Annotated in this window: 22 protein-coding genes; 9 read left to right on the top strand and 13 right to left on the bottom strand. The window is 72.0% G+C overall.

Annotation, left to right across the window (positions count from 1 at the left end):
* Positions 1-120: 120 nt before the first annotated feature.
* Both ACN269_RS02655 and ACN269_RS02650 read right to left on the bottom strand, forming a co-directional pair.
* A complete protein-coding gene (locus tag ACN269_RS02655; RefSeq protein WP_421470829.1) occupies positions 121-825 on the bottom strand; it encodes a histidine phosphatase family protein in 705 nt (234 codons plus the stop codon).
* Between the two features lie 194 nt (positions 826-1,019).
* On the bottom strand, positions 1,020-2,144 hold the full coding sequence (locus tag ACN269_RS02650; RefSeq protein ID WP_421470828.1) for an IS30 family transposase: 1,125 nt from the start codon (positions 2,142-2,144) through the stop codon (positions 1,020-1,022).
* A gap of 515 nt (positions 2,145-2,659) precedes the next feature.
* On the opposite strand from ACN269_RS02650, the gene ACN269_RS02645 reads away from it, so the two are divergent.
* Entirely contained in the window at positions 2,660-3,223 is a 564-nt protein-coding gene (locus ACN269_RS02645; RefSeq protein WP_421470827.1) for a hypothetical protein, read from the top strand.
* Between the two features lie 62 nt (positions 3,224-3,285).
* Here ACN269_RS02645 and ACN269_RS02640 read toward each other — a convergent pair whose 3' ends face one another.
* Both ACN269_RS02640 and ACN269_RS02635 read right to left on the bottom strand, forming a co-directional pair.
* Positions 3,286-4,122: an undecaprenyl-diphosphate phosphatase gene (locus ACN269_RS02640; protein ID WP_421470826.1), complete on the bottom strand. Its 837-nt coding sequence runs from the start codon at positions 4,120-4,122 to the stop codon at positions 3,286-3,288.
* Positions 4,119-5,171 (bottom strand): LLM class F420-dependent oxidoreductase, encoded by a 1,053-nt coding sequence (locus tag ACN269_RS02635; protein ID WP_421470825.1) that lies wholly within the window; start codon positions 5,169-5,171, stop codon positions 4,119-4,121. The genes ACN269_RS02640 and ACN269_RS02635 overlap by 4 nt, the downstream gene beginning before the upstream one ends.
* 187 nt (positions 5,172-5,358) lie before the next feature.
* Between ACN269_RS02635 and ACN269_RS02630 the strand changes: the two genes are divergently transcribed.
* On the top strand, positions 5,359-6,330 hold the full coding sequence (locus ACN269_RS02630; protein ID WP_421470824.1) for an aldo/keto reductase: 972 nt from the start codon (positions 5,359-5,361) through the stop codon (positions 6,328-6,330).
* 36 nt (positions 6,331-6,366) lie between these two features.
* Here the strand turns inward: ACN269_RS02630 and ACN269_RS02625 are convergent, their stop codons facing one another.
* From ACN269_RS02625 to ACN269_RS02615, 3 genes are read right to left on the bottom strand one after another with little or no spacing between them, the layout of a single operon-like run.
* A complete protein-coding gene (locus ACN269_RS02625) occupies positions 6,367-7,272 on the bottom strand; it encodes a hypothetical protein (RefSeq protein WP_421470823.1) in 906 nt (301 codons plus the stop codon).
* Positions 7,273-7,286: 14 nt separating this feature from the next.
* Complete coding sequence (locus tag ACN269_RS02620) at positions 7,287-8,348, bottom strand: WXG100 family type VII secretion target (RefSeq protein WP_421470822.1); 1,062 nt, start codon at positions 8,346-8,348, stop codon at positions 7,287-7,289.
* Positions 8,345-8,677 (bottom strand): hypothetical protein, encoded by a 333-nt coding sequence (locus ACN269_RS02615; protein WP_421470821.1) that lies wholly within the window; start codon positions 8,675-8,677, stop codon positions 8,345-8,347. The genes ACN269_RS02620 and ACN269_RS02615 overlap by 4 nt, the downstream gene beginning before the upstream one ends.
* Before the next feature lie 92 nt (positions 8,678-8,769).
* On the opposite strand from ACN269_RS02615, the gene ACN269_RS02610 reads away from it, so the two are divergent.
* The 3 genes from ACN269_RS02610 (at position 8,770) to ACN269_RS02600 (ending at position 10,366) form a co-directional block, all read left to right on the top strand.
* Entirely contained in the window at positions 8,770-9,189 is a 420-nt protein-coding gene (locus tag ACN269_RS02610) for a YbaB/EbfC family nucleoid-associated protein (protein WP_421470820.1), read from the top strand.
* Positions 9,186-10,022, top strand: a complete 837-nt coding sequence (locus ACN269_RS02605) for an SseB family protein (protein WP_421470819.1) — start codon at positions 9,186-9,188, stop codon at positions 10,020-10,022. The genes ACN269_RS02610 and ACN269_RS02605 overlap by 4 nt, the downstream gene beginning before the upstream one ends.
* A gap of 152 nt (positions 10,023-10,174) precedes the next feature.
* Positions 10,175-10,366 carry a DUF5703 family protein gene (locus tag ACN269_RS02600; protein WP_039906151.1) on the top strand — a complete coding sequence of 64 codons (192 nt, stop codon included), beginning with the start codon at positions 10,175-10,177 and terminating at the stop codon, positions 10,364-10,366.
* A gap of 85 nt (positions 10,367-10,451) precedes the next feature.
* Here the strand turns inward: ACN269_RS02600 and ACN269_RS02595 are convergent, their stop codons facing one another.
* Both ACN269_RS02595 and ACN269_RS02590 read right to left on the bottom strand, forming a co-directional pair.
* Positions 10,452-11,117, bottom strand: a complete 666-nt coding sequence (locus ACN269_RS02595; protein ID WP_421470818.1) for a hypothetical protein — start codon at positions 11,115-11,117, stop codon at positions 10,452-10,454.
* Positions 11,118-11,159: 42 nt separating this feature from the next.
* A complete protein-coding gene (locus ACN269_RS02590) occupies positions 11,160-12,488 on the bottom strand; it encodes a M20/M25/M40 family metallo-hydrolase (RefSeq protein WP_421470817.1) in 1,329 nt (442 codons plus the stop codon).
* Positions 12,489-12,661: 173 nt separating this feature from the next.
* On the opposite strand from ACN269_RS02590, the gene ACN269_RS02585 reads away from it, so the two are divergent.
* Both ACN269_RS02585 and ACN269_RS02580 read left to right on the top strand, forming a co-directional pair.
* The gene (locus ACN269_RS02585; RefSeq protein WP_421470816.1) at positions 12,662-13,270 is read left to right on the top strand and encodes a hemerythrin domain-containing protein; all 609 of its coding nucleotides are present in this window, start codon (positions 12,662-12,664) and stop codon (positions 13,268-13,270) included.
* A gap of 88 nt (positions 13,271-13,358) precedes the next feature.
* Positions 13,359-14,330, top strand: coding sequence for a LysR family transcriptional regulator (locus ACN269_RS02580; protein WP_421470815.1), 972 nt, complete (start codon positions 13,359-13,361; stop codon positions 14,328-14,330).
* Between the two features lie 4 nt (positions 14,331-14,334).
* Here the strand turns inward: ACN269_RS02580 and ACN269_RS02575 are convergent, their stop codons facing one another.
* Positions 14,335-15,462, bottom strand: a complete 1,128-nt coding sequence (locus ACN269_RS02575) for an FAD-dependent oxidoreductase (protein ID WP_421470814.1) — start codon at positions 15,460-15,462, stop codon at positions 14,335-14,337.
* 24 nt (positions 15,463-15,486) lie between these two features.
* Between ACN269_RS02575 and ACN269_RS02570 the strand changes: the two genes are divergently transcribed.
* On the top strand, positions 15,487-16,203 hold the full coding sequence (locus tag ACN269_RS02570) for a TetR/AcrR family transcriptional regulator (protein ID WP_421470813.1): 717 nt from the start codon (positions 15,487-15,489) through the stop codon (positions 16,201-16,203).
* 56 nt (positions 16,204-16,259) lie between these two features.
* Positions 16,260-16,505: a hypothetical protein gene (locus tag ACN269_RS02565; protein WP_266241928.1), complete on the top strand. Its 246-nt coding sequence runs from the start codon at positions 16,260-16,262 to the stop codon at positions 16,503-16,505.
* A gap of 58 nt (positions 16,506-16,563) precedes the next feature.
* Here the strand turns inward: ACN269_RS02565 and ACN269_RS02560 are convergent, their stop codons facing one another.
* From ACN269_RS02560 to ACN269_RS02550, 3 genes are read right to left on the bottom strand one after another with little or no spacing between them, the layout of a single operon-like run.
* The gene (locus ACN269_RS02560; RefSeq protein WP_234582023.1) at positions 16,564-16,914 is read right to left on the bottom strand and encodes a DUF3140 domain-containing protein; all 351 of its coding nucleotides are present in this window, start codon (positions 16,912-16,914) and stop codon (positions 16,564-16,566) included.
* Positions 16,914-17,087 carry a hypothetical protein gene (locus ACN269_RS02555; RefSeq protein ID WP_421470812.1) on the bottom strand — a complete coding sequence of 58 codons (174 nt, stop codon included), beginning with the start codon at positions 17,085-17,087 and terminating at the stop codon, positions 16,914-16,916. Before ACN269_RS02555 ends, ACN269_RS02560 begins: the two co-directional genes overlap by 1 nt.
* On the bottom strand, positions 17,084-19,642 hold the full coding sequence (locus ACN269_RS02550; RefSeq protein ID WP_421470811.1) for an ATP-dependent Clp protease ATP-binding subunit: 2,559 nt from the start codon (positions 19,640-19,642) through the stop codon (positions 17,084-17,086). The genes ACN269_RS02555 and ACN269_RS02550 overlap by 4 nt, the downstream gene beginning before the upstream one ends.
* Positions 19,643-19,661 lie beyond the last annotated feature (19 nt).

Here is a 19,661-nt window from a genome sequence, read left to right as displayed (position 1 = left end):
ACGACCCTATCCGGCCCACCATGGCATCGCGCACCCCACCGACCCGAATCGCCGCAGGGGCAACGCGCCCGGTGTAGCGGCGGCCACACCCGGGCGTGGCGACGTCCGGCGGTGGGGTCGTCACCGGGTCGCGCCCGCCCCGCCGCCCACGGCGGCGTCCGAGTCGGCCGCCCGCGCGGTCCGCCGACGCCGCTTGCGCGGCGGCGGGACCAGCGCGGCGAGGTCACCGCCCGTGTCGTTGAGCCGGACCAGGAAGGGCCGCAGCGGCGTGAAGCGGATCGCGGTCACCGACGCCGGGTCGGCCACGATCCGCTGAAAGGCATCCAGGTGTACGCCGAGAGCGTCCGCCACGATGGCCTTGATCACATCGCCGTGGCTGCACGCCAGCCAGACCGCCTCGGGCCCGTGCTCGGCGTTCACCCGGGCATCCCAGTCGCGCACGGCCGCCACGGCGCGGGCCGCCATCGCCGCCATCGCCTCGCCCTGTGGGAAGACCGCCGCGCTGGGGTGCTGCTGGACCACCGGCCAGAGCGGCTCCTTGGCGAGCTTCTTCAGCGGCTGCCCCTCCCAGCTGCCGTAGTCGCACTCGATCAGCCCCTCCTCCACCACCGGTGTGACCTGGGGCAACGCCAGCTCCAGGGTCTGCCGGCAGCGGATCAGCGGACTGGTGACGACCGCCGCGAGGGGCACCGCCCGCAACCGTTCGCCGACCGCGGTGGCTTGGGCGCGCCCGGTGTCGTCCAGCTCGACCGGCTGCCGGCCGGCCAGGCCGCCGTCGGCGTTCGCGGTGGTACGGCCGTGTCGCAGAAGCAGAAGGGTCGCCACACGATCACCCTAAGGCCTGTCTCACAAGGGCGGTTTTCATAGGGCGGTCGAGCCGAGGCGGAGTCCGGACGGTGGGCCTGAGGCCTCCCCGGTACCTCCCGAGTGCCACGGGCTCCGACCACGCCGCCCCGATCGACGTGATCGACGTGATCGACTCGACTTCGCCGATGTCGGGCCATCGACGGGTGGCGGTTTCAAGTGGTGGTTGCAACCAGGTGTTTGTGGAGTACCTCGGCTGGATTCTGCCAGTCGAGGGTTTGGCGTGGTCGTCCGTTGAGTTCTCGGGCCACGGCGTCGAGGTCGTCCTGGGTCCAGGTGCGAAAGTCGGTGCTGGAGCGGGGGAAGTACTGGCGCAGGAGACCGTTGGTGTTCTCGTTGCTGCCGCGTTGCCATGGGCTGTGGGGGTCGCAGAAGTAGACCTTGCAGTCGGTGGCCAGGGTGAACACCGGGTGGTAGATCATCTCGATGCCCTGGTCCCAGGTCAGGGTCTTGCGCAGCTCGGCCGGCAGCCGGCGCATGAGACCGGTGAGGGTGTCGATGACCTGTTCACTGACCCGCGATTCGGGCAGAGCGCCAAGCATCACGTATCGGGTGGCCCGCTCGACCAAGGTGATGATCGCGCTGGAGCCTCGGGCGCCGATGACCAGGTCACCTTCCCAGTGCCCGGGCACGGCCCGGTCTTCGACCTCGGCCGGGCGGGTTGAGATGTGGAAGTCACGCACCCACGGGCGTCCCCGCAGCGCGCCGGCCTGGCGCGACTGGGGCCGTCGGCCAGCGCGTCCCGAGCGCAGCGCGACTTGCCGGGCGAGTTCCTGGCGCATTCCACCTCGGGCCTGGAAGTAGATCGCTTGGTAGATCGTCTCGTGTGACACCCACATCTCCGGCCTGTCGGGGAACTCCCGCCGCAGCGACCGAGCGATCTGCTGCGGCGAGTGCCGCTGACACAGACGATCCTTGACCGTCTGCCACAACGGCGGCCACGCCCGCCCCCACCTCGGACGCAACTTGCCCTCACGAGGACGCCGCGCCCGCGCATCCGCCTTGTCCTGAGCGTTGCGGTGAGAGTACTTCCACCGGTACGCCCCACCCCATCCCTTCGGATAGCCCACCCCGGCCACATAACCCGGGTCAGGCCCGAACGGATGCCGCTGACCCGCCGGCACCCGACCCCCGGTGCCACAGTGATTCCGCGACAACTCCCGCCAAACCGTCGAGCGATGCCGCCCAATCACCTCCGCGATCTGCGGGAACGTCAACCCCTGACCGAACAACACCTCAATCTGCGCCCGCTCCGCGGACGACAACCTCTGCCCCGGCATGACCCCTCATCCTGACGAGAATCCACCCCGTTGCAACAACCACTTGAGCCCAAGGCGCCCGGATACCCCGACTTCGGCGATGTCGAGTCGATCACCGCGCGGATCGCACCTCGGCTGGGTGGTATGTCCGGTCGTGGGGTGTCTGCGGTGAGCGGCTGCACCCGTGGGCCGGAATCGCGGCGGGCCGGGGGTCGTTACACACCCCGACGATCGCAGGAGCAGGGGTCAGGCGCCCCACGGGCCGCCCCGACTGCGGGAGTGACCCCGACCCCTGGGTCGTTACACCCGGACCGGCCGCTCGCGAGCCCTCCGGCTTGCAGGCCGCCACGCCCCCGGGAATGGCCCCGGCCCGCCGGTCGTTACACACCGACCGGCCGCCACGAGCCCCCCGCTCGCAGGCCGCCCCCTCAAGACTTCGCACGAGCGCCCGGACGAGGTGCTGACATCCCCGGCGTCACCGATCCCCCCGAATGGGTGACGCGTGGGTGTTTCCTACCCCCGAAGGAGCAACCCTGATGAACACGATCTTCCGCAAGAGCATGCTGTCCGTTGCTGGTCTCGCGTTCGCCGGTGGCGTCTTCGCCGGCCCCATCGCCGCCCACGCCAACCCGGCCGTGGACACCAAGCCCGTCGCCGCCGCCGTGCACACCGCCGCGCCGAAGCCGCAGGGCGCCCAGTCCCACATCGACCTCAACGACGAGCAGACCGCCAACGCCAAGGCCATCATCGCCGCCACGAAGAAGGCCGGCCTGCCCGAGCGCGCCGCGGTCATCTCCATCGCGACCAGCCTGCAGGAGTCCAAGCTGGAGAACCTGGGTCACCTCGGCGACGCCAACGACCACGACTCCCTGGGCCTGTTCCAGCAGCGCCCCTCCTCCGGTTGGGGCACGCCGGAGCAGATCACCAACCCGGAGTACTCCACCACCGCGTTCCTCAAGGGCCTCAAGCAGGTCGACGGCTGGCAGGACATGCCCCTGACCGACGCCGCGCAGACCGTGCAGGTCTCGGCCTACCCGGACGCGTACGCCCAGTGGGAGCAGCAGGCCACCGACCTCGTCGCCCACCGCTGGAACAGCTGACAACACACCGATGGCCGGCACTCCACAACGGGGCGCCGGCCATCGGCGTACCTGCGGAAAGATCAGGTGGCGCTGATCGTGCCGGTCAACAGCAGGGCCAGGACCAGGGTGCCCAGCGCGACCCGGTACAGGACGAAGACGTACAGGGTGTGGTGGGCGACGTAGCGCAGCAGCCAGGCGATCGCCGCGTAGCCGATGCCGAACGCGATGGCGGTGGCCACGATCATCTGGGCTACCGAGGGCGCGGACGTGCCCGGGGCGGACGGTTCGAAGACGTCTCCGAGGCTGAACACCCCGGACATCACCACCGCCGGGATGGCCAGCAGGAACGAGTAGCGCGCCGCCGCCTCCCGGGTCAGGTTGAGCAGCAGGCCGGCGGTGAGCGTCCCCCCGGAGCGGGAGACGCCAGGGACCAGCGCCATCGCCTGGGCGAAGCCCATCACGATGCCGTCCTTCATCCGGAAGTTCTCCAGCGTGCGCGTCTGCCGACCCCAGTACTCGGCGAAGGCCAACACGAACGCGAACACGATGAGCGTGGTCGACACCACCCAGAGGTTGCGCCCGGCCGTCTTGATCTGGTCCTTGAAGAGGAACCCGAACAGCCCGATGGGGATCGAGCCGACGATCACGTACCAGCCCATCCGGTAGTCGAGGCTGGAGCGCACGGATTTGTCCTTGAGCCCGACCAGCCAGGTACGGGTGATCCGCCAGATGTCCTTCGCGAAGTAGATCAGCACGGCCGCCTCGGTGCCGAGCTGGGTGACCGCGGTGAACGACGCGCCCGCGTCGCGGTCGAAGAAGATCGCCGAGGTGATCCGCAGATGCCCCGACGAGCTGACCGGCAGGAACTCGGTCAGCCCCTGGACGATGCCCAGGACGATGGCCTCAACCCAGGTCACTCGCCGACTCCCGAGAGCTCGAGAGCCTCGGCGACGGTCCGCAGGGTCTGCACACCGCTGTCCCGATCGGCCACGAACAGGGTCACCGACAGCGTCGTGACGCCGGAGGCGGCGTACTCGCGCATTCTTTCCGCGATGCGCTCCTTCGGGCCGAGCAGCGACGTACGGTCGATGAACTCCATCGGTACGGCGGCGGCGGCGTCGCGTTGGCGCTTGGCCAGGTACAGGTCCTGGACCTCGCGGGCGGCGTCGCCGTAGCCCATCCGGGTGGCGAGCTGGTTGTAGAAGTTCTGCTGCCGGCTGCCCATCCCGCCGACGTAGAGCGCGGCGTACCAGCGGACCAGCTCGGCGCAGGAGGCGACGTCGTCGCCGACGACGACCGGCACGGACGGCACCACGTCGAAACCAGCCAGTTCCTTGCCGGCCTTGGCGCGACCGGCGGAGACGGCGGCGAGGTGTTCGTCGGCGAACTCCGGGGCGTAGAACACGGCGAGCCAGCCGTCGGCGATCTCGCCGGCCAGCTCCAGGTTCTTCGGGCCGACCGCCGCCAGGTAGATCGGGATGTGCTCGCGGGGCGGGTGGAAACCCAGCCGCAGCGCCTTGCCGGGACCGTCGGGCAGCGGCAGCGTGTAGTGCTCGCCGTCGTACGCCACCTCCTTGCGGGCGATGGCCAACTTGACGATGTCGACGAACTCGCGGGTGCGGCCCAGGGGCTTGGCGAACCGCACCCCGTGCCAGCCCTCGGAGACCTGCGGGCCGGAGACGCCGAGGCCGAGCCGGAACCGGCCGCCGGAGAGGGCGTCGATGGTGGCGGCCGTCATGGCGGTGGCCGCGGGCGTACGGGCGGGGATCTGCATCACCGCCGCGCCCACGTCGATCCGTTGCGTCTGGCCGGCCATCCAGGCGAGCATGCTGGGCGAGTCGGAGCCGTACGCCTCCGCAGCCCACACCACCGAGTAGCCGAGGCGGTCCGCCTCCTGGGCCAGCGCCAGGTGGTCGGCCGGTGTACTCCACGCTGTCTGGTATCCGAGGCTGAGCCCGAGTCGCACTGGTCCTCCCCCATCCGTGGCACAGGTCGCACCAGGTTACGCAATGCCGAAAACGGACCCGATCACCGGCTCACCGCCAATGATCCCCCGTCCGTCGCGGTGCCTTCCGGAGGCGGAACCGGCAGAACCGGCAGAGATGACGGGAGCGAGGATATCCGTGGCGGCGGGTTCGAAATAAGGTTCACCCATGCAACAGCGACCGCTCGGCCGAAGCGGGCTGGCGGTTTCGCGGCTCGCGCTCGGCACCATGACCTGGGGCCGGGACACCGACGCCGACGATGCGGCCGCCCAGTTGAAGAGTTTCCTGGACGCGGGCGGCAACCTGATCGACACCGCCGACGTGTACGGCGACGGCGACGCCGAGTCGGTGATCGGGTCGCTGCTGGGCACGCTCGTCCCGCGCGACGAGCTGCTGATCGCCACGAAGGCGGGGTTGCGTCCGGGCAGCGCCCGGCGGCGCGACGGCTCGCGGGGTCATCTGCTGCGCACCCTGGAGGCGTCGCTGCGTCGGCTCGGCACCGACCACGTCGACCTTTTCCAGGTGCACGGGTACGACCCGGACACCCCCCTGGAGGAGACCCTCGCGGCGCTGGACCACGCGGTGGCCAGCGGGAAGGTCCGTTACGTGGGTGTGTCGAACTTCTCCGGCTGGCAGACCGCGCGGGCCGCCGCCTGGCAGACGGCCTGGCCGGGCCGGGCGCCGGTGGTCGCCACCCAGGTGGAGTACTCGCTGCTGGAGCGGGGGGTCGAGCGGGAGGTCCTGCCGGCCGCCGACGCGCTGGGCCTCGGCGTGCTGCCCTGGTCGCCGTTGGGTCGGGGGGTGCTCACCGGCAAGTACCGGCACGGGCGGCCGGCGGACTCGCGGGCCGCCTCCCCACACTTCGAGCGCTTCGTCTCCACCTACCTGGAGCCGCGCTGCTCCAGCATCGTGGAGGCGGTGGCGACCGCGGCCGGCGGGCTGGGGGTGTCGCCGCTGGAGGTGGCGCTGGCCTGGATCCGGGACCGGCCCGGGGTGACCGCGCCGATCCTGGGCGCCCGGACCGTCGGGCAACTGCTCGGCGCGTTGCAGGTCGAGCGCATCACGCTGCCCGAGGAGATCACCACCGCGTTGGAGGACGTGTCCGGGGTGCCGGTCGGCTACCCCGAACGCGACGGCTGACCCGCCGGTCGGTCGCCGCGCCGGACACCGGCCCGGTCACGGTGCCGGGCGGTTGCCGGGCAGCTCGCGGATCGCGGTCAGGAACCGGGACTGGTCGTCACGGGTCGCGGGGTTGACGATCCGGATCCACGAGCCGTCGTCGAAGAAGATGGTGGACGGGAAACGTGTCAGACCGGCCGTGCCCCCCTCCGAGTCGACGCGGACCACCCGGTCGCGCGGCACGCTCCACAGCACCCGTGGTTGACGCCGGTCGGGCCGATCGGCGTCCGGGCGGGGGCCCATCCGCAGCAGGTGCAGGTGGGTGCCGGTCACCGCCAGCGGGGTGCCGTTGTAACGCTCCAGGAAGAGCAGCAGGCTGCCGGCGAGGGTGGCGAGGTCGCCGCTGAAGACGTACCGGCGCTTGTAGGCGATCTCGACGAGCTGGTCGGCCAGCGGGCGGTACAGGCTGAGCCGGAACAGGGCGCGGAACGCCTCCTGCTCCGTGCTGAGCGGGATCGGCTCGCGCTGGACGGGTTGCTGGGGCGACGCCGGCTCCGGCGCGGCCAGCTCCGGCACACCGGCGGCGACGGCCCCGGCCTTGCCGGGCAGCAGCAGCACGCCCGCGGCCATCCGCACCGGCGTCAACACGGCGTCCACCCAGACCACCGGGTTGACGATGTTGAGCAGCCCGAACAACACCTTCGGGTCGAGCGAGTCGACGAACTCGTCGGCCATCACAGTGGCGAGCTGCCGACCGGCCTTGTGGGTCGCCGGGACGCGGACCGGGCCGAGCCCCACGTAGCGCAGCTCCTGGCCGGGCAGCAGTGGCGCGACGAGGGCGCGTTCGGGTTCGTCGCTGGTACGGAACTCCTCGCGCAGCTCACGGGCCTTGTCCCGGGCAGCCCGCGCGCCGCCGAGCACCGCGTCGGTGAATCGACCGAACCGGCCTCGCTCCTCTGACATCAGGCTTTCCTCCCCTAGCGGCCCGTCGGCTGGCCGGCCGGCGGTTGCCCGAAGACATTCTGGTCGATCCAGTCCGCCCCGCCCTGCACCGCCTGGTTGATCTGGTCGCCGACCTGCTCGCTGCCCGGAGCGGAGAGACCGCTGGTCAACGCGACGGTCCCCCAGGTGACACCGTGCACGACCGAGTTCGGCACGTTCCACGGCAGCTTCGTCGCGAAGTCCCGGGCGATCACCTGGGCGCCGTCGACGACGCCGTGCGTGCGCAGCGCGCGAGCCCGGTCGAGGGTGCCCATGTCGAACGGGGAGCCGGACTTGCCCAGCTTGTACGTGCCCTTCGTGGGGTCGAGGACCTTGTGGAACCACTTGTCGGCCTTGCCGGCGGCGTGCCGCTTGTCGGCGTACTTCTTGCCGGCACGCAGCTTGTTCTGCATCTTGACCAGCTTGTCGAGGTGTGCCTGGAGCTTGCGCAGGTACAGCATGACCCGCTGCAACAGGCGGATGACCTTCTGCAGATGCGCCGCCAGCGGCCGGATGACCTTCAGGGCTCGGGTGAACACGACCAGGCCCCTGGTGACGGCCACGCCCACGCCGGTCACCCAGGACGCCCCCATCGTGACCGGGGCCATCAGCAACGCCGTCACCAGCGTCACCAGGAGGAAGTTGATGAACTCCACGCAAAGGTCCACGAGCACGTCGTGCACCGTCTGCAGGCCGTCGGCGACACCGCGCAGGTACTCGGCGGTCGCGGCGAACTGCTCGGCGACGTCGAGAAGTTGCTGCTCCACCTCGGCCAGTCGCTGCCCGTACGCCAGGCCGGCGGGTGAACGCCACCCGACCTGCGCGGACTCCCGGGTCGCGCGGTGGCCCTGCGCCAGATCGCGCACCTGGGTGGCCAGCGCGTCCCACTCGGCGGCCTTCGCGCGCAGCATGGCCGGCTCGCCGTCGACCAGGTCGACGAGTTGGATGAGCGGCCAGGCCAGGGTACGGCAGACACTGTTGACGGCGTCCTCCACACCGGAGAGCGCGTTGTCGAGGCCGTTCCAGAGTTGAACGGCGCTACCGGCCGGGCCGCTCATCCGGGCAGTCCCGCCTGGATGGCCTTGAACCCGGCGTCGAGCTCCCGTTCGTTGTCCTCGTACGTCTCCACCGTGTCGGCCAGCGCCTTGGCGACCCGATCGAACGCGGCGTTCGCGGCGGCGAACAGCTCCTTGCCGCCGGTGACCTGCTCGGCGTACTTGTCGCGGAGCATGTCGCTGGCGAACGGCAGGTGACCGAACGCGTCCGAGGGTACGTCGCCGGCCGAGACGATCTGACTCTCCAGCGCGGCGAGCGAGTTGGCGACCTGCTTGGCGGCTGTCTCCAGTCGACGGACCGCCAGCACGTCCACATCGATGTCCGGTGCCATGCCGTTCCTCCCCCATGAGTCGAGCGCACCGACGATACGATCTCCCGGCCGCCGGGCACCACCCGGTCGCACGATCCACGGGGAGGAATCTCATGACGGACCCGACGTCGGCGTTCGACGCGCTAGCCGGGCGGATCGCCGACATCGAGCGCCGGTTCGCGGGCCTCAGCGGCGACCTTGCCGATCTGTCCGGCACCGCCGCCGACGAGAGCGGGCTGGTCTCGGCGACCGTCGACGCCACCGGCGCGCTGACCGGCCTCACCCTCGCGCCCGCCGCCCTGCGTGCCGGGACGGAGGGCGTCGCCGAGTTGGTGCTCGACGCGTACCGGCGGGCTCGCGAGGTCGCCTCCGCGCACGTCGACGAGCGCACCGAGGGGTTGGACGTCGCACTCGGCGCAGGGCTGGGCGAGCTGTTCGGCACTCCGGGGGACTTCTCCGCGCTGGGCCGGCTGGAGGAGACCATGGCCCGGCTCGGACGGCTGGACGACCGCCTTCCGGGCGCACCGGCGTGACGTCGCCGAGCTGGCCGGACATCGCCGCCCGGCTGCGGGACACCGTCGCCCGCTGCGACCGGGACACCGACCTGGAGCTCAGCGCCGGTCCGCGCGGGATCCGGCTGCTGGTGCGCCGCCAGGTGGTGCGGGTCGTCTGCCCCGGGTACGACGAGGCACGCCTGGCCGCTCTCGGCTGGCACCGCCCGAGCGGCGACGAGGGCTGGTGGTACGAGGCGCCGCGCACCCCGCAGGAGTTGGAACGGCTCAGTGTCTTCGTGATCCGTACCGCCGCCGAGGTGCTGACCGACGAGCCCGGCGCGCTCTCCTGCCGGACGGTGCCGCCGGCCGCCCGCCCGGGCCCGGCGCTGCGGTCGGCGGCCGCCCGACCGGCACCGGTCGGGTCCGCGCCGGTCCCGGTGATCCAGTCGGAGGCGACACCCGCTCCGACGACGCCAAGGGAAGCGACCCCCGCCGGGGCGGGTGAGCCGGTGGCGGCGGTACTCGCGGCGGCGGCGGACCGGCGTGACCTCCCCGGCTATCTCGCCGTGCTGGCCGGTGCCACGGTGTGCGTCCCGTTGGCCGGGGAGCCGACGCCGGATGCCGACTTCCCGTGGGCGGTCCTCGGCGACGCGACCGGTGCGCCACTGCTGCCGGTCTTCACCACGCCCGAGGCGCTCGCCGCGTTCAGCGGCGACGGGGTGCCGTTCATCGCGCTGCCGTGCGTCGAGTTGTTCGAGGACTGGCCGGATCCGTCCTGGGGGCTGGCGGTCGACCCGGGCAGCACGCGGGCGTTGACGCTGACCGCGCCAGCGCTCGCCGCCCTGCTGCCCGCCAACCTCCCCACCGCGTGACGCCCCACCCCAGCCGGTCACACAAGTGCTGTTTCAACTCTGAAACGGGCACCAAAGATCCATGATCAACCGAGGGTGGCCGGCCGACACGGCGTTGTTGGTCACTCGGGAGGGGGTGGCGGACGGCCGCCGGGCTGGGCAGCATGGATGCCATGGACTACGAGTACGCGCCGCTGCGGCTACCGCCGAACGTCGACCGGTTGACCGCTGCGGCGCAGTTGGCGATCCAGGCGGAGTTCTCCGGATGGGAGTTGGCCCGGGTACGGCTGTTCCGGGACGGCACGCGGCAGGTCATGCTGCGCCGTCGGCGGGTCAACCAGCCGCAGCCGGGCCTGTCGTACTGACACCGGCCGCGACACCGCGACGAAACGCCCGGGACCCGGACCACGCTCGGTCGGGCCCCGGGCGTCGTACGGCCCGGGAGGCGAGCTAGTGCTGGTGCCCGGCGTGGTCGTGGTCGTGGTCGTCGTCGAGCTCCAGGAACGGGTGCTCGTCGAGCCGACCGACGAGCCGGTCGTCGGCGGCCGGCTGGAACGGGCCGACCGCGTCGTCGTCGTCGAACGACTCCAGGTCGACCGGAGTGCCCACCTCGCTGACCATGACCACCCCGTCGAGCGGTTCCAGCTCCGGGACGTCCAGCGCGCCGAGCGAGCCGTCGCCGCTCTGTAGCAGCTCCAGCACCGCCTCACCGACACCCTCCACCGGCGCCGGCTCGTCGTCCTCGGGAGTGCCCTCGCGGCGGGCCGCCTCGGCCGCCCGCAGCAGCGCGGAGATGCTCGGCACCCGGTAGTCGCGGCGCTGCCGCACCGAGATCACGCGCGGGTGCGGGTCGCTGGCCTCGACGCCCTCCGCGCCGAAGCGCTCGTCGGCCTCGTCCGGGTCGATCGAGTCGACGTCCCACGGCGTGACCTCACCGAAGGCGTCGAGGAGCTGCTCGTCGTAGGCGAAGGAGGCGTTGTTCAACGCCACGTACGCCTGCCAGACGTCGTCGTCGTCGACGCGGCCCTGCGCGGCGCGTACGGCGGCCAGGTGGTGGCGGGCCGCTTCGATCACCCGCTCGAGTGCGGCGTCCAGCTCACCGTGCTGGTCGGTCATGTGGGGCAGTCCCTTCACGATGGGGAGGTAACGCGGACACTGCTAGCAGGTGCGGAGGAACCGGTCGAGAACCCGCACGCCGAACTGTAGTCCGTCGACCGGAACGCGCTCGTCGATGCCGTGGAACAACGCGGAGAAGTTCAGGTCGGCGGGCAGCCGCAGCGGCGCGAACCCGAAGCAGCGGATGCCGAGCGTCGAGAACGCCTTCGCGTCGGTGCCACCGGAGAGCATGTACGGCACCGGCCGCGCGCCCGGGTCCTCGGCGCGCAGCGCCGCCGACATGGCCGCGACGAGGTCGCCGTCGAAGGTCGTCTCCAACGCGGGCTGCCGCTGGATGTACTCGATGTCGATGTCCGGGCCGATCAGCTCGCGCAGCTGCCGCTCCAGCAGCTCGGACTGGCCGGGGAGGCTGCGGCAGTCGATGGTGGCGGTGGCGCGGCCCGGGATGACGTTGTCCTTGTAACCGGCGGCGAGGCGGGTCGGGTTGGCCGTGTTACGGATGGTCGCCCCGATGATGTTGGCGATCGGGCCGAGCTTGGCGATGGCGACCTCCGGGTCCTCCGGGTCCAGCTCGATGCCGAGCAGGTCGGAGACCTCGGTCAGGAACGCCCGTACGGTGTCGGTGACCACCACCGGGAAGCGGTGCCGGCCGATGCGGGCCACGGCCTCGGCGAGGGCGGTGACCGCGTTGTCGTCGTGCACCATCGACCCGTGGCCGGGCCGACCCTTGGCGTGCAGCCGCAGCCAGTCGATGCCCTTCTCGGCGGTCTCGATCAGGTAGAGGCGCTGGCTGTCGTTGACCGAGTACGAGAACCCGCCGACCTCGCCGATCGCCTCGGTGCAGCCGTCGAAGAGGTCGCGGTGGTTCTCGACCAGGAAGCGCGCGCCGTAGTCGCTGCCCGCCTCCTCGTCGGCGGTGTACGCGAGGACGATGTCGCGCGGGGGCCGGACGCCGGTGCGCTGCCAGTGCCGCACCACGGCGAGCACCATCGCGTCGAAGTCCTTCATGTCGATGGCGCCGCGACCCCACAGGTAGCCGTCGCGCTGCTCGCCGGAGAACGGGTGTACCGACCACTCGTCGGCGTCGGCGGGCACCACGTCCAGGTGGCCGTGCACCAGCAGGGCTTCCCGGCTCGGGTCGGCGCCGGGGATGCGGGCCACCACGTTCGCCCGCCCGGGGGCCGACTCGTGCAGGACCGGCTCGATGCCCACCTCGGCGAGCTTCTCCGCCACGTACTCGGCCGCGCGGCGTTCGCCGACGCTGGTGTCGTTGTCACCGGTGTTGGTGGTGTCGATGCGCAGCAGGTCGCGGCAGAGGTCCACGACCTCCGCGGTGGGGTCCGGTCGGGCGGAGGCGGCGTCGCTCGTCATCGCCCCTTCATACCAGCCCGGAGTTACCGGCGGACCGGCGCACCGACGGGACGCGGCCGGGCATCCAGGCCGACGAATCGGTCGACGGTTTCGCGGCGGTCGCGTTCGGGTACCGCCGCCCACGACCGCACATCCCCTGCCGGAGCTTCCGCCCGCCAGTCGAGGAGGGCATCATGTCCGCCGTTCCCCTGCCCCCGTTGCCGCCCGCGCCCGCACCCGAGGAGGGTTACCGGCCCGGCGGTCGTAGCGTCGCCGACATCGTGGACCGCGAGCACCGGCAGTTGCTGGCCCTCGTGGACCAGCTCAGCGGCCCGGACGCCACGCCGAACGAGGCACTGGCGGTGCTCACCGCCGCGCTGTCGCGGCACATCTCCGCCGAGGAGCAGTACCTGCTGCCGGCGGTACGGGCGGCGTTGCCGGCCGAGGCCGGCCGGGTGGACGCGGAGATCGACGCGGACGCGGCGCTGCTGGCCGCCCTCAAGGGGCTGAACGACGAGACCGTGACCGAGGTCGCCGAGCGGGTCCGCCGCCACGTCGACGGGGTGGACGCGCTCGTCGCCGGGCTGCGCGCGGTGGCGACCCGGGAGGAGCTGATCCGACTGGGCAACCGGTTGGAGATCGCCGAGGAGGCCGCGCCGACCCGGCCGCACCCGGGCACCCCGGCCACGCCGCCGTGGAACCGGATCGTCGAGCCGGCGGTGGGCGTGGTGGACAAGGTGATGGACGCGGTGACCCGGCGGCCGACGTACCTCAAGGACCTGCCGGAGCCGCCGCGCGACTGAAGGCGCGGGCCGCACCACAGAATGCATTCAATGTCACCGATCCACTTGGCCCCTTCCGCAGGCTGCGACGTGGTCCTACCGTCACCGTATGAACCTGGAGCTGCGGCACCTGCGGGTGGTCTGCGCGATCGCGGAGACAGGGAGTGTGACCAAGGCGGCGTCGGCCCTCGGGCTCGCCCAGCCGGCGCTGACCGCCCAGCTCCAGCGGATCGAACGGACGCTGGGTGGGCCACTGTTCGAGCGGGACCGGCGCGGCGCCCGCCCCACCGCGCTCGGTGAGCTGGTGCTCGCCCGGGCCCGGGTGCTGCTGCCGGCCATGAAGGGCCTACAGGACGAGGCGGCCCGACTGGCCGGCGGCGGAACGGCGCCACGCTGCTACCGGCTCGGTGGGGTGAACAGCCCGATCCTGGGCCGGTTGGTGCATCGTCTGGCCGCCGAGGAGCCGCCGGCCCAGATCACCACGTACGCCTCGTGGTCGGTGGACGAGTTGGCGCAGTTGGTGGCCGGTGGCCGGTTGGACTTCGCCCTCACCGGCGTCTGCGGCGACGCCACCCCGTCGGCCGAGTTCGGGTTGCGGTGGCGGGAGGTGGCCGTCGATCCGGTGCTGGTCCTGCTGCCGGCGAGCCACCCGCTGGCCGACCGGGACGAGGTACGCCTGGCCGACCTGCGCCACGAGCAGTGGGTTGCGGCCCCCGGCGACGGCTGCTTCGGCGACTGTTTCGCCGCCGCCTGCGCCCGCGCCGGCTTCACCCCGCGCAAGGTGTACGAGACCGACATCCGCGGCTGCGTCGACCTGGTGGACGCGGGCGTGGCGGTGGCCCTGTGCCAGGCGACGTTCCGGCCGGTGGCTGGTCTGGTCACCCGGCGGTTGGCCGGTGTCCCGCTGCGCTGGCGACTGCTGCTGGGATGGCATCCGGAGTCGCCGGCCGCCCGGGACGCGGAGCTGCTGCTGGCCACGGCGAAGGCGGCGTACACGGACTCGCTGGCGTCGCACCCCACCTACCTGGACTGGCTGGTGCGCAACCCGGCCTTCGGCGTCCGGCAGCCCAGCGGGGTGTGAGGGCCTACTGCCCGACGGGTTCGGCGGGCCGCGGCGTGAAGAAGCGGACGACGTCGTCGGCCGCCGTCGGGGACAGCATCATCGCCTGGACCCGCGCGCACATCTCGGCGATCGGCTGGATCCGGGCGAACATCGCCGCCTCGTACGCCCGGATCGCCGCGTCCGGGTCGGTCGGGTTGGCGACGAGTTCACGGGCGAGTTCGGCGGCGTCCAGCATGGCCTGGTTGGCGCCCTCGCCGACCGGGGGCATGAGGTGCGCGGCGTCACCGAGCAGAGTGACTCCCGGCTGGTGGACCCAGCGCGCGCCGACCGGCATGGCCTCGACCCGGCGTGGCGTCGGCGCGTCGTCGCCGGCGTCGATGAGGGCGACCAGGCGCGGGTCCCAGCCGGCGAAGAGGGCCCGTAGCGCGTCCTTGCTGCGGTAGGCGTCCAGGTCGCGACCCTCGGCGCGCAGCGAGATCCCGACCCGGATGCTGCCGTCGCCGAGGCGCTGCGCGGCGAGGATCTGGTTGCCGCCGACGCACCACAGGTTCCCGGGGCCGACCAGCTCGGCGAGATCCGGGTGGCGTCGGTCGGCGTCGCCGATGGTGAGGTCCACGTGGGTGGAGACGTAGGTCAGTGGCGCGTCGATGAGCAGCGGTCGGACGACCGAGCGCGCGCCGTCCGCGCCGACGAGGATGTCGCACTCGGCCCGGTCGCCGCCGTCGAAGGTCAGCAGGAAACCCCCGGCGGGCCGCGGCGTCGCCGCGACGAGGCGGCGCCCCCAGACGACCGCGTCGGGTCCGAGCGCGTCGAGCAGAAGGTCACGCAGGACGGTGCGGTCGATCTCCGGGCGTCCGTCGAACGAGCCGGGGCGCGGCGTGTGGTGCACGAGGGTACGCCCGGCCGGGTCGAGGATGCGGTGCTCCTCGCCCTCGGGCCGCGCCGAGGACCGGAACACCTCGCCGAGGCCCGCCTCGGCGAGGGCGTGCTGCCCGGACTCCGGATGCAGGTCGAGCATGCCGCCCTGCGAGCGCGCGGACCGGTCCGCCTCGCGCTCGTGGACCACCGCCTCGATGCCGTGCAGGTGCAGGATCCGTGCCAGCGTCAGCCCGCCGAGGCCGCCGCCCACGATCGCCAGTCGCATCGCCATGCTCCTTACCGTACGCTGTATTACGTGGATACACCGTACGGTAGCGAAGTGGTGCCCGTGTGGGAACGGCCCGAGCCCCGCCCCCGGGCGACGCCGGTGCCGCTGAGCCGCGCGAAGATCGCCGAGACGGCGATCCGGCTCGCCGACACGCACGGCCTGGACGGACTGTCGATCCGCCGGCTCGCCAAGGAGCTCGGCGTCGGCCCGATGCGGCTCTACGACTACGTGACCAACCGGTCAGAGCTGCTCGACCTGATGGTCGACGCGGTCTACGCCGAGATCGCCGGGGGCGACCCGCAGTCCGGGTGGCGTGCCACGGTGCTGGCCATCGTGCGACGGACCCGCGTCGCCGCCCTCGACCACGAGTGGTTCTCCAACCTGCTCGGCGGGCGACCCCAGCTGGGACCGCACGCGCTCGCGGTGGGCGAGTCGACCGCCGCGGCGCTCAGCCAGGCCCCCGGCGTACGCGGCATCGACGACCTGCAGCGGGCCCTGGGCGCCTTGAACGCCTTCGTCATCGGGGCGCTGCGGCGGGAGGTCACCGAGCGCCGTACCGCCCGTGCCACCGGCACCGAGTTGAGCGCCTGGCAGGCCGGTCTCGGCCCCTACCTGACGCGCATGCTCGACACGGGCCGCTACCCCACGATCGCCCGGCTCGTCGTCGACGGCGCGCACCTCGACCCCGAGGAGACCTTCGACCACAACCTGACCACCCTGCTGGACGGCATCGCCGGCCGATGAGGCGAGACGAGGCCCGCCGCCGGTGCGAACCGCCGCTGTCCGGGTATCTGGCGGACATGACCGATCTCTACCCGCCCGCCGACGACCGCGAACTGCTCCGCCAGGCCGCCGCCGCGCACACCGCCGCCACCCGTCAGGTGGAGGCGTTCCTGCGCCGGCTCCCGGAGGTGCCCGACCCGGCCGACGTCACCGAGTACGCCAACCTGCTCACCCGCGAGGACCAGACCCGGGGCGAGCGCGACGCCGCCGCCGACGCCGCGGGGCTGACCATCGGCAGCCTGGAGCCCGACCAGGGCCAGTAGGGCGCGCGACGACGGCGCCGCCCCGGTAACGGGCCGGCGCCGTCACGTACGGCCGTCCTCAGCGTTCCACGAGCGGATCGTGCCCGAGGTCGAGCAGCGAGTGCCGCCACTCGTCGTCGGCGTTGCCGCGCCGGGGCTTGGCGTCCATCAGCTCGCGGATCCGCTCGACCGCCTCGCGCATCACCTCGATGTCCTCCGGCGTGAGGTCGACCTTGCGCTTGTTGAGCACCTTGAGGATCTCCCGCCCCGGCTGGGGCAGATCCAGGTCCGGGTTGGGACTGAACGACTCCTCGCCCGAGCCCCGGGTCAACAGCCAGGTGCGCAGCTGCTCCGACGGGACGTTGACCTCGGCGTGGAAGTCCTCCCAGAGCACTTCCACCTCGGGGTCGAGCCGCGTGTCGCGTACCATCACGTCTCCTCTCGCGTCTCCTGGTCGTCCTGGTCGGTCTTGGGATGCAGGCCTTCGGCTGGTACCCGGGTCCGGCGTGGGTTCGCGGTCGGGGGCGCCAGGATCGGGTCGGGATGCTCGTCCGCGTCCTCGTGCGGCTCGTCGTGGTCCTCGCGTCCCGCCGGCCCGCTCATCGTGGGTGTGTTGTCGTGGCGGCGGTGTAGCCCCGCTCGCCTGCGGTCACCTCGAAGGTGAGTTGCCCGTCGCGGGCGTCCACGACGACCTTCTGCCCGGGTGAGATCGCCGATTCCAGCAGCATCCGGGACAGGTGGTTGTCCACCTCGCGCTGGATCACCCGGCGCAGCGGACGGGCGCCGAACTCCGGCTGGTAGCCGTGCTCGGCGAGCCAGTCCACCCCGGCGGTGGTGACCTCCACCTGGATGTCCTGGGCGTGCATCCGACGGCGGGTCTCCTCCAGCAGCAGCGCGGTGATGTCGCGCAACTGTTCGGCCTCCAGCCGGCGGAAGATGATGATCTCGTCGATGCGGTTGAGGAACTCCGGACGGAAGTTCTCCTGCAGGCGGCGCATCAGCCGCTCGCGCAGCTCGTCGTTCTCCTGCTCGCTGCCGACGGCGCCAGTGCCGAAACCGACGGCACGCTGGGCGCCGGTGATCAGCTCGGAGCCTAGGTTGCTCGTCATGATCAGAACGGTGTTCTTGAAGTTCACCGTACGGCCCTGGCTGTCGGTGAGCCGCCCGTCGTCGAGCACCTGGAGCAGGATGTTGAACACGTCCGGGTGCGCCTTCTCGATCTCGTCGAGCAGCACCACCGCGTACGGGCGGCGACGCACCGCCTCGGTGAGCTGGCCGGCCTCCTCGTAGCCGACGTACCCGGGTGGGGCACCGACCAGCCGGCTGACCGTGTGCCGTTCCTGGAACTCGCTCATGTCGACCCGGACCATCCGGTCGGCCTCGCCGAACAGCGCCTCGGCCAGGGCGCGGGCCAGCTCGGTCTTGCCGACGCCGGTGGGGCCGAGGAACAGGAAGCTGCCCATCGGGCGGTCCGGGTCGGCCAGCCCGGCGCGGGAGCGGCGGACCGCCTCGGCCACCGCGGTGACCGCGTCGTCCTGACCGACCACCTTCTCGTGCAGGTGACCCTCCAGACGCAGCAGCCGGTCGCGCTCCTCCTCGGTCAACTGGCTGACCGGGATACCGGTGGCCCGGGAGACCACCTCGGCGATCTCCTGCGGACCCACCTCGGGCACCTGCGAGGACGAGGCGCCGTCCTCGCCGTTGGCACGCCGGATCTGCCCCTCCAGCTCGGCGATCCGGTCACGCAGCGCCGACGCCCGCTCGTACTGCTCGTCGGTGACGGCCTGCTCCTTGTCCCGGCGTACGTCGTCGAGCTCCTGTTCCAGCTCCCGCACGTCGGACGCCGGGGTGCGGGTGCGCAACCGCACGCGCGCGCCGGCCTGGTCGATCAGGTCGATGGCCTTGTCCGGCAGGAACCGGTCGGTGACGTACCGGTCGGACAGCTCGGCGGCGGTGACCAGCGCCTCGTCGGTGAAACGCACCTGGTGGTGCGCCTCGTACCGGTCCCGCAGCCCGCGCAGGATCGCGATCGTGTCGTCGATGCTCGGCTCGGGCACCAGCACGGGCTGGAAGCGGCGGGCCAGCGCCGCGTCCTTCTCGATGCTCTTGCGGTACTCGTCGAGCGTGGTCGCGCCGATCACCCGCAGCTCGCCCCGGGCCAGGGCGGGCTTGAGCATGTTCGACGCGTCCATTCCGCCCTCGCTGCCCGCGCCACCCGCGCCGACCAGGGTGTGGATCTCGTCCAGGAAGATGATCAGCTCGTCGCGGTGCGCCCGGATCTCGTCGATGACCTTCTTGAGGCGCTCCTCGAAGTCACCCCGGTAGCGGGTGCCGGCGACCAGGCCGGCGAGGTCGAGTTGGACGACCCGTTTGCCGAGCAGGGTCTGCGGCACGTCGCCGTCGCAGATCCGCTCGGCCAACCCCTCGACGATGGCGGTCTTGCCGACACCGGCCTCGCCGATGAGCACCGGGTTGTTCTTGGTCCGCCGGGACAGGATCTCCACGGCCTGCTCGATCTCGTCGGCCCGGCCGATCACCGGATCGATCTGGTCGTTGCGGGCCAGGTCGGTGAGGTCCTGGCCGTACTGGTCGAGGGTGGGCGTACCCCGGTCGGGCTTCGGTCCGGTCATCGGGCCGCGCTCGGCGTTGGCGGCCTGCAACGACTCGGGCTGGATCCGGCCGGCGGCCAGCATCCGTCCGGCGGGCGACTCGGGGTTGAGCGGCAGGGCCATCAGGATGTGCTCGGGACCGATGTAGTTGGCGCCCATCGCCCGCGACAGCTGGTGGGCGTCGAGCAACGCCCGCTTGGCCGCCGGGGTCAGCGACAGGTTGGGCGGCACCTCGCCGCGCGGCGCGCCGTCGCCCTTGCCACCGAGCGCGTTGAGCAGGGTTTCCGGGTCGGCGCCGGCCCGGCGGACCAGGTCGCGCAGAGGTTCGCGTTGCAGCGCGGCCCAGAGCAGGTGGTCGGTGTCCAGGTCGTTGCTCTGCCGCTGCGCGGCCCGACGGGCGGCGTCGGCCAGCATCTCCCGCGCGTCGGCGGTCATCAGTCGGGTGATGTCGACCCGGTGCGGCGGTCGGCGTCCTCCCTCACCCCGGCCGAAGTACCGGGCCAGGAATTCGTCCCACGGGTCGGAGCCGAGATCACCGGGTCCCATCATGTCTCTCCTCCGCAGTAGG

It is taken from the genome of Micromonospora sp. WMMD736, assembly GCF_049179015.1.
GTDB lineage: Bacteria > Actinomycetota > Actinomycetes > Mycobacteriales > Micromonosporaceae > Micromonospora.
This window is presented reverse-complemented; position numbering and strand designations above follow the sequence as displayed.

Coding starts and splice junctions, on each gene's coding strand:
- ACN269_RS02650 (WP_421470828.1), bottom strand. CDS start 2,144: ATGCCGGGGCAGAGGTTGTCGTCCGCGGAGCGGGCGCAGATTGAGGTG.
- ACN269_RS02620 (WP_421470822.1), bottom strand. CDS start 8,348: ATGAGCGGCCCGGCCGGTAGCGCCGTTCAACTCTGGAACGGCCTCGAC.
- ACN269_RS02585 (WP_421470816.1), top strand. CDS start 12,662: ATGTCCGCCGTTCCCCTGCCCCCGTTGCCGCCCGCGCCCGCACCCGAG.
- ACN269_RS02550 (WP_421470811.1), bottom strand. CDS start 19,642: ATGATGGGACCCGGTGATCTCGGCTCCGACCCGTGGGACGAATTCCTG.
- ACN269_RS02575 (WP_421470814.1), bottom strand. CDS start 15,462: ATGGCGATGCGACTGGCGATCGTGGGCGGCGGCCTCGGCGGGCTGACG.
- ACN269_RS02615 (WP_421470821.1), bottom strand. CDS start 8,677: ATGGCACCGGACATCGATGTGGACGTGCTGGCGGTCCGTCGACTGGAG.
- ACN269_RS02630 (WP_421470824.1), top strand. CDS start 5,359: ATGCAACAGCGACCGCTCGGCCGAAGCGGGCTGGCGGTTTCGCGGCTC.
- ACN269_RS02555 (WP_421470812.1), bottom strand. CDS start 17,087: ATGAGCGGGCCGGCGGGACGCGAGGACCACGACGAGCCGCACGAGGAC.
- ACN269_RS02565 (WP_266241928.1), top strand. CDS start 16,260: ATGACCGATCTCTACCCGCCCGCCGACGACCGCGAACTGCTCCGCCAG.
- ACN269_RS02580 (WP_421470815.1), top strand. CDS start 13,359: ATGAACCTGGAGCTGCGGCACCTGCGGGTGGTCTGCGCGATCGCGGAG.
- ACN269_RS02595 (WP_421470818.1), bottom strand. CDS start 11,117: ATGACCGACCAGCACGGTGAGCTGGACGCCGCACTCGAGCGGGTGATC.
- ACN269_RS02645 (WP_421470827.1), top strand. CDS start 2,660: ATGAACACGATCTTCCGCAAGAGCATGCTGTCCGTTGCTGGTCTCGCG.
- ACN269_RS02600 (WP_039906151.1), top strand. CDS start 10,175: ATGGACTACGAGTACGCGCCGCTGCGGCTACCGCCGAACGTCGACCGG.
- ACN269_RS02625 (WP_421470823.1), bottom strand. CDS start 7,272: ATGTCAGAGGAGCGAGGCCGGTTCGGTCGATTCACCGACGCGGTGCTC.
- ACN269_RS02590 (WP_421470817.1), bottom strand. CDS start 12,488: ATGACGAGCGACGCCGCCTCCGCCCGACCGGACCCCACCGCGGAGGTC.
- ACN269_RS02610 (WP_421470820.1), top strand. CDS start 8,770: ATGACGGACCCGACGTCGGCGTTCGACGCGCTAGCCGGGCGGATCGCC.
- ACN269_RS02560 (WP_234582023.1), bottom strand. CDS start 16,914: ATGGTACGCGACACGCGGCTCGACCCCGAGGTGGAAGTGCTCTGGGAG.